Source organism: Streptomyces sp. NPDC001204 (genome assembly GCF_053598035.1).
This window is the reverse complement of sequence record NZ_JBSFJL010000010.1, coordinates 136,673-150,938: the sequence shown is the minus strand read 5'-3', so window position 1 is coordinate 150,938 and position 14,266 is coordinate 136,673. Positions and strand designations below refer to the sequence as shown.

At 74.8% G+C, this 14,266-nt stretch carries 12 protein-coding genes; 6 read left to right on the top strand and 6 right to left on the bottom strand.

The genetic code is table 11. The annotated features are described in order from the left end of the window. The first annotated feature begins 47 nt into the window (after nucleotides 1-47). Nucleotides 48-2,423: a SpoIIE family protein phosphatase gene (locus tag ACWC91_RS16770; RefSeq protein ID WP_450644174.1), complete on the top strand. Its 2,376-nt coding sequence runs from the start codon at nucleotides 48-50 to the stop codon at nucleotides 2,421-2,423. A 13-nt stretch (nucleotides 2,424-2,436) separates the two neighbouring features. On the opposite strand, the gene ACWC91_RS16765 is transcribed toward ACWC91_RS16770, so the two are convergent. Further along, nucleotides 2,437-2,988 (bottom strand): RNA polymerase sigma factor, encoded by a 552-nt coding sequence (locus ACWC91_RS16765; protein WP_450644173.1) that lies wholly within the window; start codon nucleotides 2,986-2,988, stop codon nucleotides 2,437-2,439. Nucleotides 2,989-3,034: 46 nt separating this feature from the next. Between ACWC91_RS16765 and ACWC91_RS16760 the strand changes: the two genes are divergently transcribed. The 4 genes from ACWC91_RS16760 (at nucleotide 3,035) to ACWC91_RS16745 (ending at nucleotide 7,268) form a co-directional block, all read left to right on the top strand. Next, nucleotides 3,035-4,399, top strand: coding sequence for a serine/threonine-protein kinase (locus ACWC91_RS16760; protein ID WP_225076647.1), 1,365 nt, complete (start codon nucleotides 3,035-3,037; stop codon nucleotides 4,397-4,399). Nucleotides 4,400-4,694: 295 nt separating this feature from the next. Beyond that, a complete protein-coding gene (locus ACWC91_RS16755; protein WP_225076648.1) occupies nucleotides 4,695-5,408 on the top strand; it encodes a DUF4232 domain-containing protein in 714 nt (237 codons plus the stop codon). A gap of 142 nt (nucleotides 5,409-5,550) precedes the next feature. Next, nucleotides 5,551-6,753, top strand: a complete 1,203-nt coding sequence (locus tag ACWC91_RS16750; protein WP_450644170.1) for an arsenic transporter — start codon at nucleotides 5,551-5,553, stop codon at nucleotides 6,751-6,753. Nucleotides 6,754-6,773: 20 nt separating this feature from the next. Then, nucleotides 6,774-7,268 (top strand): universal stress protein, encoded by a 495-nt coding sequence (locus tag ACWC91_RS16745; RefSeq protein WP_225076650.1) that lies wholly within the window; start codon nucleotides 6,774-6,776, stop codon nucleotides 7,266-7,268. Nucleotides 7,269-7,274: 6 nt separating this feature from the next. Here ACWC91_RS16745 and ACWC91_RS16740 read toward each other — a convergent pair whose 3' ends face one another. The 5 genes from ACWC91_RS16740 to ACWC91_RS16720 form a co-directional block, all read right to left on the bottom strand. Next, the gene (locus ACWC91_RS16740; RefSeq protein ID WP_450725938.1) at nucleotides 7,275-9,467 is read right to left on the bottom strand and encodes a ricin-type beta-trefoil lectin domain protein; all 2,193 of its coding nucleotides are present in this window, start codon (nucleotides 9,465-9,467) and stop codon (nucleotides 7,275-7,277) included. Nucleotides 9,468-9,734: 267 nt separating this feature from the next. After that, on the bottom strand, nucleotides 9,735-10,703 hold the full coding sequence (locus ACWC91_RS16735) for an aldo/keto reductase (protein ID WP_225076652.1): 969 nt from the start codon (nucleotides 10,701-10,703) through the stop codon (nucleotides 9,735-9,737). A gap of 33 nt (nucleotides 10,704-10,736) precedes the next feature. Next, on the bottom strand, nucleotides 10,737-11,351 hold the full coding sequence (locus tag ACWC91_RS16730; protein ID WP_225076653.1) for a flavoprotein: 615 nt from the start codon (nucleotides 11,349-11,351) through the stop codon (nucleotides 10,737-10,739). Nucleotides 11,352-11,461: 110 nt separating this feature from the next. Continuing rightward, on the bottom strand, nucleotides 11,462-11,659 hold the full coding sequence (locus ACWC91_RS16725) for a ferredoxin (protein WP_225076654.1): 198 nt from the start codon (nucleotides 11,657-11,659) through the stop codon (nucleotides 11,462-11,464). A gap of 12 nt (nucleotides 11,660-11,671) precedes the next feature. Continuing rightward, nucleotides 11,672-12,877, bottom strand: coding sequence for a cytochrome P450 (locus ACWC91_RS16720; RefSeq protein ID WP_450645056.1), 1,206 nt, complete (start codon nucleotides 12,875-12,877; stop codon nucleotides 11,672-11,674). 279 nt (nucleotides 12,878-13,156) lie between these two features. On the opposite strand from ACWC91_RS16720, the gene ACWC91_RS16715 reads away from it, so the two are divergent. Beyond that, nucleotides 13,157-13,789, top strand: coding sequence for a LysE family transporter (locus ACWC91_RS16715; protein ID WP_450725936.1), 633 nt, complete (start codon nucleotides 13,157-13,159; stop codon nucleotides 13,787-13,789). Nucleotides 13,790-14,266 lie beyond the last annotated feature (477 nt).

Here is a 14,266-nt window from a genome sequence, read left to right as displayed (position 1 = left end):
AAGTGACGCACCTGTTCACTGTGAGTGTGCGCGATGGAGTGGCGACGATGAGCCCCGTGTATCCGTTCGACGATGCCGCCACGGCTCGGGCCGTCGTCGACGAGCACGGCGTCCTCGTCGAATGGAACGAGGGCGCGCGCCGGCTGCTCGGCTGGGCGCCCGAGGAGGTGCTGGGCGAGCGGGCCGCGACCCTGCTGGCCGACCGCCCGGACACCCGCCTTCCCGACGAGCCGCGCTGGAACGGCACGCTGACCGTGCGTCACCGCGACGGACGTGCCGTGCCCGTCTGGGTCCTGGCCCACCATCGGCGCCCCGAGGACGGCGGCAACTGGCTTCTGGTCACCCCGCTGGAGGGCGGCGGTCCCCCGGACCCCGACGACCCGCTGGTCCGGGCCGAGCTCATGCAGTCCCCCTGCGCCGTGGCGATCTACGACGAGCGGCTGCGGCTGCACGGGATGAACGCCGCCATGGCCGACGTGCTCGGGGTGCCGGCCGATCGGCTGCGGGGCCTGCGCCTCTCCGAGATCGGCGGCCGCCGGCAGAGCGAGGACTTCGAGCGGCACATGCACCGGGTCCTCACCACCGGCCGGGGGAACGACGTGCGGACGTATGTGCCGATAGGCGGCGACGGCCAGGTGACCGCCTGGCTGGCCCGGATGTCCCCGATCACCGACCCGCAGGGACGGGTGCGCGGGGTGTGCGTCGCCGCGCACGACTTCACCGAGCAGTACCGGGCGCGCGAACGGCTGCAACTGGTCAACGAGGCGAGTGTCCGTATCGGCACCACCCTCGACGTCGCACGGACGGCGCAGGAACTCGCCGACGTCTGCGTCCCGGCCCTCGCCGACTTCGTCAGCGTCGACCTGCTGGACCCGCCCGAGCACGGCGGGGAACCGCTCACCGGGCCGGTGACGATGCCGGTCGTGCTGCGCCGGGCAGCCCACCGCTCCGTCAACGCGGGCAGCCCGGAGGCGCTGGCCGTCGCCGGGCGGACCGAGCCGTACCCGGCCACCTCCCCACAGGGCGCCTCCCTGGTCACGGGCCACTCCGTGGTGATCTCCAAGGAGTCGGGTGACCTCGAGAAGTGGCTGTCCTGGGACCCGGTGCGCCGCCTGCACTCCCGCGAACTCGGCGTCCACGCCACGATGTCCGTGCCGATCCGGGCCAGGGGCGTGACCCTCGGGGTCGCCGTGTTCACCCGGTTCCGGCAGCCCGCCCCCTTCATGCCCGACGACGTGCTGCTGGCCGAGGAGGTCACGGCCCGCGCCGCCGTCTGCATCGACAACGCCCGGCGCTACTCACGCGAGCGGGAGACCGCCCTCGCCCTCCAGCGCAGCCTGCTGCCGCGCAGCCTGCCGCGGACCGCCGCGGTGGAAGCGGCCTCCCGCTACCTCCCGGCGGCCCGGGCCGGGGTGGGCGGCGACTGGTTCGACGTGATCCCGCTGTCCGGGACGCGGGTCGCCCTGGTCGTCGGGGACGTCCTCGGGCACGGCGTGCAGGCCTCGGCCAGCATGGGCCGGCTGCGCACCGCCGTGCGCACCCTCGCCGACATCGATCTCGCCCCGGAAGAGCTGCTCACCCATCTGGACGACGTGGTGGCCCGGTTGTCCGCCGAGGCCGGGGCCGAGGGACGGCCGGGCGAGGTCGGCGCGACCTGTCTGTACGCGGTGTACGACCCGGTCTCCCGGCGCTGCACGCTCGCCCGCGCCGGGCACCCGCCGCCGGTGCTGGTCCCGCCGGACGGCCCGCCCCGCCGGGTGGAGCTGCCTTCCGGTCCGCCGCTGGGCCTGGGCGGGCTGCCGTTCGAGAGCGTCGAGCTCCAACTGCCGGAAGGCAGCCTGCTGTCCTTCTACACCGACGGACTGGTCGAGAGCCGCGAGCGGGACACCGACGCCGGGCACCGGCTGCTGTGCGAGGCGCTGGCCGCCCGCAGCGGCTCGCTGGAGGAGACCTGCGACCGCGTCCTGCACACCCTGCTGCCGGCGGGCGGCGCCTCCGACGACGCGGCGCTGCTGCTGGCCCGCACCCGCGCCCTGCCGCCCTCCCAGGTGGCGACCTGGGAGATCCCCGCCGACCCGTCACTGGTCGCGCCGGTCCGCAAGCAGGTCGTCGACCGGCTCGACGACTGGGGGCTGAGCGAGGCCGCGTTCACCGCCGAACTGGTGGTCAGCGAGCTGGTCACCAACGCGATCCGGTACGGCACCCCGCCCATACGGCTCCGGCTCATCCACGACGAGTCGCACCTGACCTGCGAGGTGTCCGACACCACCCACACCGCTCCGCACCTGCGCCGTGCCAAGACCTGGGACGAGGGCGGCCGCGGCCTGCTGCTGGTCGCCCAGCTCACCCGGAGGTGGGGCAGCAGGCACACCGCCGAGGGCAAGACGATCTGGGCGGAGCTGGGCCTGCTCGACGACGAGTGAGCCCGGCCGGGCCTCAGGACCCGTCGGCCAGCCAGGGCCGCACCCGCCGGCGTGCCTCGTACAGCCGCGACTTGAGCGTGCCCAGCGGGATGCCCGCCCGCTCGGCGGCCTCGGCGTACTCCAGCCGGCAGATGTCCCGGTACACCAGCGGAGCCACCAGGTGGGGATGCTCCCGCTCCAGCCGGTCCAGCGCCTCCAGCAGGTCCACCCGGGAGCCCGCGATGACGCTCGTGGTGCGCGGGTCGGCGTACTGCGCAGGCTCGATCCGCGCGGGCTGCTCGGCGGCGCGGCGCTTGAGCTCCCGGTACTTCTGGCGGCAGCAGTTGGCGACGACCGTGTAGAGCCAGGTGCCGAAGCGGCTGCGCCCCTCGAAGGAGGTGATCCTCCGCGCGATCTGGAGCAGCACGTCCTGCGCGGCCTCCTCGGCGTCCTCGCGACAGGGCAGGAAACGCCCGCAGCGCCGGACCACCTCGGGCCGGACCTGCTGGAGCAGGGCCTCCAGCGCGGTGCCGTCACCGGCGGCGGCACGGCGGGCGAGGTCTTCGAGCGGCACGGCGTTCTGCACGACAAGGCCCCCTTTGCGTCGATCCCGGGGCAGGCATGATAGTCGCATGCACTCCCTCGAGCGGATCGGCCGCTACCGGCTCGAACGGCGCCTGGGCACGGGCGCCTTCGGCACGGTGTGGCTCGCCCACGACGACGAGCTCGAGGCCCCCGTGGCCGTCAAGGTCCTCGCCGAGAACTGGTCCCACCGCCTCGACGTGCGCGAGCGGTTCCTGGCCGAGGCACGGCTGCTGCGCAGGGCCGGCTCGTCCCGGGTGGCCCAGGTCTACGACATCGGTGAACTGCCCGACGGCAGACCGTACTTCGTCATGGAGTACGCCGACGCCGGCACCCTCGCCGACCTGCTCGACGCCGGTCCGCTGCCGGTGCCGGAGGCCCTGCGGCTGACCGCGCTGGCCGCCCGTTCCGCCCACGCCCTGCACGAGGCGGGCATCGTGCACCGGGACGTCAAGCCGAGCAACGTGCTGCTGCGCACCGCGCCGGACGGCAGCCGCCGGGTGCTGCTCGCCGACCTCGGGCTCGCCAAGAGCCTGGCGCAGGCCTCGGGGCTGACCCTGGCGGCGGGTTCGGCCGGGTACCGGCCACCGGAGCAGGCCGGGCCCGGCGCGGGCATCGACGCGCGGGCGGACGTCTACGGACTGGGCGCGGTCGGCTACCGGCTCGTCACGGGCACGGTGCCGGCCGAGCCCGGCGCGGTGGTACGGCCCGAGCGGCTGCGGCCGGGCCTGGACCCCGGTGTCGCCCGGGCCCTGATGCGGGCCCTGGAACCGGACCGGGAGCGGCGCTGGCCCACCGCCGAGGCGTTCGCTGACGAGCTGGAACGGCTGGCCTCGGCCCCGACGGCCGCCGTCCGCCCGCGCGGGCGGTCCAGGACCTTCGCGCTGGCCGCCGCCGTGGCGGCCGTCGCCGTCGCCGGGGCCGCCTTCGCCCTGGTGAACCGGCCGTCCTCGGCGTCCGGCGTGGGCGTCGAGGACGCCACCGGCCGGATCGCGGTGCGGGTGCCCGACGGCTGGGGGCGCCAACTGCGCGACTCCGGCTGGGATCCCGCGGCGCTGGGGCTGCCCGCCGGGCACGAGCCGGGGCTCGCCGTCGCCGACGACCTGACCCGGTGGCAGGACCTCGGGGCCGACGTGCGCGGGGTGTTCGCCGGACTGAGCGAGCACGGCGACGTCACCGCCCGGGTCGACACGCTCGGCCACCCGGGCTGCCACTACGACGGCGCCCGCGCCTACACCGGCGGGCGGTGGCACGGCCGGATCCGGGCCTGGAGCGACTGCCCCGGCGGCGGCCGGCTCACGGAGACCGCGCTGGTCCCGGCGGGCGGCGGGCAGCCGCAGCTGTACGTGCAGATCCGTCAGCACGGCGGCGGCGACGCGACCGACCGCGTACTGGGATCCCTGCGCGTCACCTGACCCCGTACGAGGTCGAGCAGCTCGACCCCGTCCGGGTGAGAGCCGCCCGGCCTTGTACCGGTGAGAGCTGCTCGAACTCGTACGGGTGAGAGCCGGCCGGCCTCGTACCGGTGAGAGCTGCTCGAACTCGTACGGGTGAGAGCCGGCCGGGGTCCGCGCGGGAAGAAGTCACCGGGAGAAAAGGTGCGGCCGGCCGCGAACTTTTCGCCCGGTCCGTGCATCGGACACTCAGGACGGCGCACCCGGCGCCGTAGGCACGCGGTCACCGCGTGCGAGCGACCCAGGAGTGTGGAACATGGCGCACAAGTCCCCGTCCGCCCGCCGGGCGGCCCTGCTCGTCGGCGCGGTCGCCCTGCTCGGCCTGCCGCTGACCGCCTGCGGCCACAACAGCGGCACGAGCGGTGCCCCGCAGAAGGTGTCCGGCACCGCCGCGCCCGCGACCGGCGGCGCCACCGCCGGGACGGCACCCGGCACGGCTCCCGCCACGAGCTCCGCGCCCAGCGGCGCCGCCGCGCCCCCGAGCGGCACGGCCACCGGCTCCGCCCCGGGCACCGTCCGGCACACGGGCGGCACCCCCGCCCCCGCCACGAGCACCCGCTGTCACACCTCCGAACTCAGGGCGTCGGTGGGCCGTGAGAACCCGGGCGCCGGGCAGGAGAACTTCCCGGTCGTCCTGACGAACACCTCCGGCCGCACCTGCACCGTGCACGGCTATCCCGGCGCCGCCTTCGTGGACGCCTCCGGCAGGCAGCTGGGCCCGGACCCGAAGCGGTCCTCGGGCACCCCCACCACGGTGACGCTGAAGCCCGGCCGGAGCGCCTGGGCGGGGCTGACCTTCTCCAACCCCGGAGTGAGCGGGGCGAGGACGGCGACGCCCGCCTCGCTGATCGTCACACCGCCGGACGAGCGCGACCACCTCACGGTGAAGTGGACGGCCGGCCAGGTGCCCGTGGGCGGCAACGCCTCCTCGGTGTTCCTGACGGTTCTCAGCCCCGGCACCGAGCCCTGACCGGTACCGTCGGCGGCGCTCTCCCGCGCAGGTCCGGCACGGCCCTTTGCTTTGATGGGCGGGCACCATCGGTCACGTCCTGAGGAACACCGCTCTGAACACCCCGCTGGCCGAGGCCCTCTCGGTCGTCCTGCTCGTCGCCGTGCTCGCCTGGGCCGTCGTCCGTCCCTTCGGCTGGCCCGAGGCGGTCATGGCCGTGCCCGCCGCCGGGATCGCCGTCGCCACCGGCGCGATCCCGCTGGACCACGCGCGGGCCGAGGCCGACCGGCTGGGACCGGTGGTCGGGTTCCTCGCCGCGGTGCTGGTGCTCGCCCACTTCTGCGACGTGGAGGGGCTGTTCCATGCCTGCGGGGCATGGATGGCCCGCCGGGCGCGCGGCCGCCCGGTGCGGCTGCTGACCGCCGTGTTCGCGCTGGCGTCCGCCATCACCGCCGTGCTCAGCCTGGACGCCACGGTCGTGCTGCTGACGCCGGTCGTGTTCGCCACCGCCGCCCGCACCGGCGTACGGCCCAAGCCGCACGTCTACGCCTGCACGCATCTGTCCAACACGGCGTCGCTGCTGCTGCCCGTCTCCAACCTCACCAACCTGCTGGCGTTCGCGGCGAGCGGGCTGAGCTTCACCCGGTTCGCGGCGCTGATGGCGCTGCCGTGGCTGGTGGCGATCGGAGCCGAGTACGTGGTGTTCCGGCGCTTCTTCGCCCGCGACCTGGCCGCCGCGGTGCCCTCGCCGCGCACCTGCGAGACGCCCGAGCTGCCGCTGTTCGCCCTGGTCACCGTGGCCTGCACGCTCGCCGGGTTCGTCGTCACCTCCGCGTTCGGCGTGGCACCGGTGTGGGCCGCCCTGGCGGGGGCGCTGGTACTGGCCGGGCGCGCGCTGCTGCGGCGCAGGGCGAGTGCGCTCAGCGTGGTGCGGGCGGCTGCTCCGTCCTTCCTCGCCTTCGTCCTGGCCCTGGGCATCGTGGTCCGCGCGGTGGTCGACAACGGTCTCGCCGGTGCCCTCGGGCACATCCTGCCCGGCGGTACGGGACTGCCCGCGCTGCTCGCCGTCGCCGCGCTGGCCGCCGTCCTCGCCAACCTGATCAACAACCTGCCCGCGGTGCTGGTCCTGCTGCCGCTGACCGCGCCGACCGGGCCGGGGGCCGTCCTCGCCGTGCTGCTCGGCGTCAACATCGGCCCGAACCTCACCTACGCCGGGTCGCTGGCGACCCTGCTGTGGCGGCGGATCGTGCACCAGCACGAACACGGTGTGGACCTCAGGGAGTTCACCCGGCTGGGTCTGCTGGCCGTGCCGGCCGCGCTCGTGCCGGCCGTGGTGGCACTGTGGGGGGCGCTGGCGGTGCTGTGACACGGAAGGAGGCCGACCGGATGCGTGTGATCACCTGGCTGGTGGAGGGCACCTGGCCCGCCTGTGTGGACGCCGTGCGCACCCATGCTCCGCACGCGTCCGACGTCGTCCTGCTGCACGTCAGCGGGCCGGAGGTGCCCGCCGTGGCGCACGGGGCCTTCGCCGGGCTGCTCGGCCGCGGCCATGCCGAGCGCGACCCGGGCGACCTGCTGACGGACCTCGGCGGTACGTCGGCGGCCGAACTGCTCGAGGCCGCCGCGGCCCGGCTCGGGCGGCCGTGCACCCGGATGGAGCGGCGCGGGCGGGTGGAGCGCGAGGTGGTGGCGGCCGCGCAGGACGCGGACCTGCTGGTGCTGGCCCGCGACGGCGACCGTGAACGGCTCGGCCCGCACAGCCTGGGGCCGGCCGCGCGGTTCGCCGTCGACCACGCGCCCTGCGCGGTGCTGCTGGTGTGGCCGGAGGCGGCGCCGGACCTCACGACGATGCCCCCTCCCCCGCCGCCGCACCACCGCTGACGTCCTTCAGCGGCCGCCGCCGTGGCGGTGGCGCCGGTTCCGGTCGTCCCACGAGCAGGGGTGGCCGTGGGAGGAGCAGCTGTCCGTCGCGGACGGCTCGGCGCTGCCGGCCGTGGGCGACGGGGTCGTCCGGGGCGCGCTGCGGGCCTGGGCGGGCGTCTCCGCCGGTTTCGCGGGCTCCGACGGTCCGGGGCCGGGCCGGGCCGACGAGCCGCCGTCCAGGTCCCAGTTGACGACCTCCATCTGGAGCTCCGGCGCGGAGGAGTCCATCGCCCAGCGCTGGGTGTCGTTCTTCGCGCGGGTCTTGAGCACGAGGGCGCCGCCGCCGTCGGTGGCGGCGGGCGTCAGGGCCAGATCCTGGTCGAAACGGGGTACGAGGGTGCCCTGAAGGGTGAAGTCGTAGCGGATGTTCCTGGCCCCGGGGCCGGAGCCGGCCACGCACGGGGCGAGCCGTACCGAGTAGCCGAGGTGGGAGTCCAGGCACAGGCCGGGCGCGGCGCCGCTGCGCAGCAGGCCGTCGGTCTCGTACACCCATTGCTGGCCGGGGGCCGAGGAGCAGGCCGCCAGCTCGGTCTCCGCGCCTTCGGCGGCCTTCTCACCGACGACGTCGACGCACAGTCCGGACGCGGCGTTGTGCAGCCGTCCGCGCAGGGTGCCCCTGGCCGCCGTCCCGGCTCCGGTCCAGGACGGTCCGGAGGCCGAGGCGCCGGTGCCGGGCGGCCCGGAGGGCTTTCGTTCGGCGCGTGTGGGGGTTCCGTCCCCGGAGCCGAGCACCGCCCACAGCGTGAGCGGCAGCACGACCAGCCCGCTCACCGTCGCCACCGCGATGACCAGGTTCCGCTGCCGCGCCCGCCGCGCCGCCTTCCGGGCCGACCGCCCCCGCGTGGCCGCACGGCCCCCGGTCGTCCCGCCCGCCGACGCCACCCCGTCCCCCGGTCCCGCTGCCGCGGCGCCGCGGCCGGCCGGAACCGGCTCCGCGTCCGGCGTCGGCGCCCTGCGATCGGCCCCGGTACCGCGACCGGCCGGTGCCGCTTGCGAGGCCGGGCCGACGGCCGCGGTGGCGAGCGGCGGGGCGGAACCCCAGGGCTCGGCGGCGGCGGGGGCCGCGAAGGGCGCGGCGGCGGACATCTCGGGGGCGGGCCTGCCCGCCGGGTCGGTACCGAGGGTGCCGCCCGGACCCGGACCGTCGGGCCGCCCGGCCGGGTAGGCCTGGCCGGCGGCCACCGGACCGGACGGATCCGGCGCGAAAGGCTCGCCCCCGTCCGGCGTCTCCGGCCACCCCGACGCGAACGGCTCTCCCACGGCGGACGCGACCGGCCCCGACGCGGCGGCGGGCGCGGGGGGTTCCGGTTCCGTCGCGGCCGAGGGGCCGGCCAGGCGGGAGGCACGGTAGGCGCGGGCACCCCAGCCGAGGACTCCCTCGGCCAGCGCGCCGCCCAGGTCCGCGTTGAACTGGGCCAGTTGGTCGGCGGTGTGCCGGCAGTGCGTGCAGCCGGCCAGGTGCGTGCGCAGATCGGGGTCGACATGGACGCCGCCGCGCCGGTAGGTCACGTCGAGCAGCCGCAGGTAGAGCAGGCACTCCTGCCGGGGTGCGACCTCGCGGTGCACCTGGAGGCACTCCTCGCGCAACCGCTCCCGGGCCCGCCCGAGTTCGACGCGCGCGTCCTCCTCGTCGAGGCCGAGCAGGCGGGCCGGGACGGCGAGGGGTTCGGCGTCGACCTCCGCGTGCCACAGCAGGGCGCGGCCCGTCTGCGGCAGCCGCTGGAACGCACGGGACAGCAGACGCCGGTCACCCGGCGGCAGCAGCCGCGCGGCGATCCGCTCTCCGTCGGCGCCCGCGGCCCTCAGCTCCGGGTGCAGCATCTCCTGGCGGTGGTCCCCGCTCCACTCCGCCGCGATCCGGCGTACGGTGACGAGCAGTTGAGGCCGCCAGGCGGCGGTCGGCCCGGCCTGCCGCAGGGACTCGCCGAACAGGCGGGTGAAGGCCGCGGTGGTGAGCATGCCCGCGGGATGCGGGCCGTCGGCGCACAGCCGTGCGTAGGCGAAGGCCGGCTCCCAGTGCCGGTCGAGGAGTTCACCGACGGGCAGCACAGCGGGCGAGGTACCCGTCCACTTCCGCAGTTCGGCGCTCAACTGCTCGTCCGTGGTACCGAACGGACCGGGTGACGTGGGGGAATTGGACGTGCCCGGGTCTTTCACGGCCGCATTCCTCCATACACACCGCGGATTTGGTCCGTACCAAAAAATCCGTCCCAGAAAGGCGTGTCGGCATCTCGAACGTCCACCGCGCAGAGGGTGGACCCATGACCTGCTCGCCGACTGGCCACACCTTTGCACAGGCCAGCGGCGAGCAACAAGGGATCACGCGGTTTTGTGCATAACGCTCCCGCCGCCCTGTGTTGACGAATTGTCAATTCTCGCGGATGGAATGCGATTACTGACCGATGCACAGGGCAATTGCCGCCCTCAGTGACCGCTGACGGCGTGCGGTGTGTACGGCCCTTCCAGCTCCTCGGCCTCCTTGTCGCTCAGCTCCAGTTCGACCGCGGCCACCGCGTCCCGCAGGTGCTCCGGCCTGGACGCGCCGACGATCGGCGCCGTGACCGTGTCCTGACGCAGCAGCCAGGCGAGGGCGACCTGGGCGCGCGGGACCCCGCGGTCCCCGGCGACGCGGGTGACGGCCTCGACGATGCCGCGGTCGCCCTCCGTGTAGAGCCGGCCGCCGAAGGCGTCGGTGGCGCTCCGCCCGGTGGTGGTGCCCCAGTCCCGGGTGAGGCGGCCGCGGGCCAGCGGGCTCCACGGCAGTACGCCGACGCCCTGGTCCGCGCACAGGGGAAGCATCTCCCGCTCCTCCTCGCGGTAGAGCAGGTTGTAGTGGTTCTGCATGGAGGCGAACCGGGTCCAGCCGTGCAGCAGGGCCGTGTACTGGGCCTTGGAGAATTGCCAGGCGTACATCGAACTCGCCCCGATGTAGCGGACCTTGCCCGCCCTCACCAGGTCGTGCAGCGCCTCCATGGTCTCCTCGACCGGCGTGTGCGGGTCCCAGCGGTGGATCTGGTACAGGTCGACGTAGTCGGTGCCCAGCCGGCGCAGGCTGTGGTCGATCTCCGTCATGATCGCCTTGCGGGACAGTCCGCCGCCGTTGGGTCCCGGCCGCATCCGGCCGTGCACCTTGGTGGCGAGCACGATGTCGTCGCGGCGGGCGAAGTCGCGCAGCGCGCGGCCGACGATCTCCTCACTGGTGCCGTCGGAGTAGACGTTGGCCGTGTCGAAGAAGGTGATCCCCGCTTCCAGCGCCTGCCGGATCAGCGGGCGTGACGCCTCCTCGTCGAGGGTCCACTCGTGCGTGCCGCGGCCGGGCACCCCGTAGGTCATGCAGCCCAGACAGATCCGCGACACCTCGAGGCCCGTCGAACCGAGCCTTGTGTACTGCATCGTTGCTGCTCCTGTCCTTGGTGCGGTCGCCGGTCACGAGCCGGGACGGCCCGCGGGCGTCCGCGTCGGAAACGTGTCCAGCAGGTCCAGTGCCCGTTCCCAGCCGAACTCGGGCCGGCCGCCGTCCCGCGCCGGTTCGCCGGAGAACGGCTCCCCGAAGCGGACGCCCATCCCGCGCAGGCGGGCGAGGCTCTCCCGGTAGGCGGGGTGGGCGGCGAGGGTGTCGGACACGCACGGCAGGACCACGACCGGGACGCCCAGGCCGTACGTCTCGCACAGGGTGCCCAGGGCGAGCGTGTCGGCGGTCCCGGCGGCCCACTTGTTGAGCGTGTTGAAGGTGGCGGGCGCCACGACCACGGCGTCCGGCGGCGGGAACGGGCGCGGGTCGGCCGGCGTGCGCCAGGCCGACCGTATGGGGCGGCGGGTCAGCGCCTCGACCCCGGCGGTGTCGAAGAAGCCGCCCATGGCGACCGGGGTCGCGATGACACCGACCTCCCAGCCCCGTTCCTGCGCGGCGGTGATCAGCTTGCTGACGCCCTCGGCGATGCCGGCGGCACAGACGACGACGTAGAGGAAGGGTTTCCCGGACGCTGTCCCGGACTTCGTCCCGGGCGTTGCCCCGGAGGGCTTCTGGGCCTGTTCGCTCACCCGGGAACCCTAGTCAATCCTCCTCCGCCGGGGCCACGGGGCGGCACGGCGGGCAGCCCGGCCCACCGGTCCGCCGCGTCCCGCGGCGGACCGGTGGCCGGCGTGGCCCGCTACTCGTCCTCTGACAGCGTGATGGCGCCCACGGGGCAGGCCCGGGCGGCCTCCCGGACCATCGGGTCGCCGGCGCCGTCCTCCCGGCCGGGCAGCAGGGCGCTGAAGCCGTCGTCGTCCTGGGTGAACACACCCGGAGCGGTCAGGGCGCACTGTCCGGCGCCGATGCAGCGGTCCTTGTCGATTTCGATGTGCATGACGGCAGCCTCTTACCAGCTGACGGGGAGTTCCAGCATCCCCTGGATGGTGTCGCCGGGTTTGAAGGGGATCTCCTCCGGCGGGGCGGCGAGCCGGAGTCCGGGCAGCCGTTCGAGGAGCGTGCGCAGGGCGATCTCCAGCTCGGTACGGGCCAGGTTCTGGCCGAGGCACTGGTGGATGCCGAAGCCGAAGGCGACGTGATGGCGGGCCGAACGGTGGAAGTCGAGGGTGTCGGGCGCCGGGTAGACCTCCTCGTCGCGGTTGATGACGGAGGTGGAGAAGACCACGCCCTCCCCGGCCCTGATCGTGGTCCCGGCGATCTCGATGTCCTCGGTGGCCTGCCGCAGCAGCCCGTCCGCGATGGACAGCATCCGCATGAGTTCCTCGATCGCGTCCGGCAGCAGCGAGGCGTCGGCGCGCAGCTCGGTCAGCCGGTCGGGGTGCAGCAGGAGCGTGTAGGTACCCAGGGAGATCATGTTGGCGGTGGTCTCGTGACCCGCGACCAGGAGGATCATCGCCAGCGCGGTCAGCTCCTCGCGGTCCAGCTCACCCTCGTGCAGCCGCTGCTGGACGAGTTCGTCCAGCAGGCCCTCGCCGGGCTGCCGACGCTTCTGGTCGATCAGCTCCTCCAGGTACTCCGCCAGCCGGTCCCGGGCGTCCTGTGTGTCCTCGGCCGTCGGTCCGCGCAGCAGCCGCCTCGACTGCTCCTCGAAGAACTCGTGGTCGGCGTAGGGCACACCGAGCAGGGCGCAGATCACCATGGACGGCACCGGCAGCGCGAAGGCGCGCACCAGGTCGACGGGCGGTCCCTGCGCGATCATCGCGTCCAGCAGTTCGTCGACGATCTCCTGGATGCGCGGCCTCAGTTCGGTGGCGCGCTTGAGGGTGAAGCTCGGGATCATCATCCGCCGCTGAGTGCGGTGCTTGGGGTCGTCGACGCCCAGGAGCGCCGGTTTGCGGTCGCGGACCGCGGCGAAGCGGGGCGTGGTGGCCGGGAAACCCGAGCGGGTGCGGTCCGTGGACAGCCGGGGGTCCACCAGCAGGTCTCGGGCGACGGCGTGGCCGGTCACGAGCCAGGCCGGGCGGCCGTCGTAGAGCCGGATGCGGGCCAGTGGCCGGGCGGTGCGCAGCGGGTCGTACCCGGTGGGCGGGTGATAGGGGCAGGCCCGGTCCTGGGGGAAGGAGACGGGCTCGGACAGTTCGGTCAGGTCTGTCATGGAAGACCTCGCAGACGAAGGATGCGTCGTGCCGATCTTCATTAGATGCCCGGGGCACCTAGGGCACGACATGAAGTTCGGCCAGATCGGGGACCTACGACATCTGGCTGGGAACCACCCATTCCGCATCGTAATTCGGTTGCCGCCGAAACGGCGCGGGATACAGGATCCGGCCATGTCCACGACCGATGTGCTCCCGCCGCTGCCGTCCGCCGCCGAACTGCCCGCGCGGTCCCAGCAGCAGCCCGGCCGTCCCCGGAGGCCCGGTCCGCCGCGGTCGTGAGCGCCGCGCTCGTCGCGGGCCTGCTCGCGGGCTACGGCATCGCCGTGCCCGTCGGCGCCGTCGCGACCCATCTCGTCACCCTGACCGCCCGTACGTCCCTGCGGACCGGTGTGTGCGCCGCGCTCGGCGTGGCGACGGCCGACGGCCTCTACGCCCTGCTCGCCACGCTCGGCGGCTCGGCCCTGGCCGCCGCGCTGCGGCCGGCGCTCGTGCCGCTGCGCTGGGCGTCGGCCCTGCTGCTCGCCGCGCTGGCCGTCCGGGGCGCGGTCGGCGCGGTGCGGCGGTACCGCGGGCACCGGCTCGCCGCCCGGGCCGCCCCGCCGCCGCCGAGCCCGGTCCGTGCGTACCTGGCGCTGCTCGGTCTCACCCTGCTCAACCCCACCACGCTGGTCTACTTCGCGGCGCTGGTGCTCGGCACCCGCGGCACACAGGCCGCGCCCCCGTCCCAGCAGGCGGTGTTCGTACTGGCGGCCCTCGCCGCCTCCGCGAGCTGGCAACTCCTGCTCGCGAGCGGCGGCGCCCTGCTCGGCCGCGCCCTGACAGGCCCCCGGGGACAGCTGGTGACGACCCTGGCGTCCAGCACCGTGATCACGGCCCTGGCGCTACGAATGCTGCTGCCACCGGGATGAGCGACCCGCCCACGGTGCCGCCACGAGGACGCGACCCTACTGCGAGGGACGCGTCCCGCCCACGGGGGATGCCGGCCCGGGGGGCGAGGTCCGCCCACGGGGTGGCTGGCCGTGTGCCCAAGGCGGAACGCGGTCCTCTTGCACGGGACAAGGTCCGCCCGCAGAGGACGCCGTCCCGCCAGGCAACGCGGCTCGCCCGCACGAAACGAGACCCGCCCGCAGGGGCGCCGTGTGCCCGCGGGGCGACGCGGTCGGCTGCAGAAGGACGCCGTGCGCCCACGGGGGCACGGCCCCCGGACGGAACGAGACCCGCCCACGCGGCACACGGCCCGCCCTCGGGGAGACGCTCCCCCGCCCGCGGAGGACGCCGTGCACCCGCGAGGCGACGCGGTCGGCTGCAGAAGGACGCCGTGCGCCCACGGGGGCACGGCCCCCGGACGGAACGAGACCCGCCCACGCGGCACACGGCCCGCCCTC

Bases quoted from the DNA above. Each gene is read 5' to 3' on its own strand.
- ACWC91_RS16760 (WP_225076647.1), top strand. From the start codon at position 3,035: ATGCACTCCCTCGAGCGGATCGGCCGCTACCGGCTCGAACGGCGCCTG.
- ACWC91_RS16770 (WP_450644174.1), top strand. From the start codon at position 48: ATGAGCCCCGTGTATCCGTTCGACGATGCCGCCACGGCTCGGGCCGTC.
- ACWC91_RS16720 (WP_450645056.1), bottom strand. From the start codon at position 12,877: ATGACAGACCTGACCGAACTGTCCGAGCCCGTCTCCTTCCCCCAGGAC.
- ACWC91_RS16725 (WP_225076654.1), bottom strand. From the start codon at position 11,659: ATGCACATCGAAATCGACAAGGACCGCTGCATCGGCGCCGGACAGTGC.
- ACWC91_RS16735 (WP_225076652.1), bottom strand. From the start codon at position 10,703: ATGCAGTACACAAGGCTCGGTTCGACGGGCCTCGAGGTGTCGCGGATC.
- ACWC91_RS16755 (WP_225076648.1), top strand. From the start codon at position 4,695: ATGGCGCACAAGTCCCCGTCCGCCCGCCGGGCGGCCCTGCTCGTCGGC.
- ACWC91_RS16745 (WP_225076650.1), top strand. From the start codon at position 6,774: ATGCGTGTGATCACCTGGCTGGTGGAGGGCACCTGGCCCGCCTGTGTG.